This window comes from Niastella populi, assembly GCF_002078015.1.
GTDB classification, from domain to species: Bacteria; Bacteroidota; Bacteroidia; order Chitinophagales; family Chitinophagaceae; genus Niastella; species Niastella populi.
On the sequence record NZ_LWBP01000082.1, the window covers coordinates 1 to 828 of the forward strand.

Here is an 828-nt window from a genome sequence, read left to right on the forward strand (position 1 = left end):
CTGAGTATATCATTTACTGTCAGGATCAGGTTAGTGATCGAATCGCAACCGGCGATGCTTGTGAGGGTATCACTGTACGTACCAGCGGCGGTAATAGTGTTGCCGTTCCAACTGTACGGCAATTGATTGGTACAGATAGTGGCGGTGGTTGTATCGCTGAGTACATCATTTACAGTCAGGATGAGATTGATAATCGAATCGCAACCGGCAGCGCTGGTGAGCGTGTCACTATACGTACCAGCGGCGGTAATATCAATACCATTCCAATTGTATGGTAATTGGTTGGTACAGATGGTGGCACTTGAAGTGTCTCTTAATATGTTGTTTGCGGTTAAAATTAAGGTAATGATAGAATCACAACCACCGGTGCTAGCGAGTGTATCGCTGTAAGTTCCAGCAGCGGTAATGGTCAAACCATTCCAACTATACGGCAATTGATTGGTGCAAATAGTGGCTGTGGTTGTATCGCTGAGTACATCGTTTACAGTCAGAATGAGGGTGCTGATAGAGTCACAGCCATTGCTGCTGGTGAGTGTGTCGCTGAACGTACCGGCGGCGGTAATATTGATGCCGTTCCAATTGTATGGCAATTGGTTGGTACAGATGGTGGCGGTGGTTGTATCGCTGAGTACATCATTTACAGTCAGGATCAGGTTGATAATCGAATCGCAACCGGCAGCGCTGGTGAGCGTGTCACTATACGTACCAGCGGCGGTAATATCAATACCATTCCAATTGTATGGTAATTGGTTGGTACAGATGGTGGCACTTGAAGTGTCTCTTAATATGTTGTTTGCGGTTAAAATTAAGGTAATGATAGAATCACAA

General features: G+C 45.5%; 1 protein-coding gene. It reads right to left on the reverse strand.

Translation table 11 applies throughout. The features are described from left to right. Positions 1-828: hypothetical protein (locus A4R26_RS34830; protein ID WP_207625718.1), on the reverse strand; the 828-nt coding region annotated here is incomplete at both ends.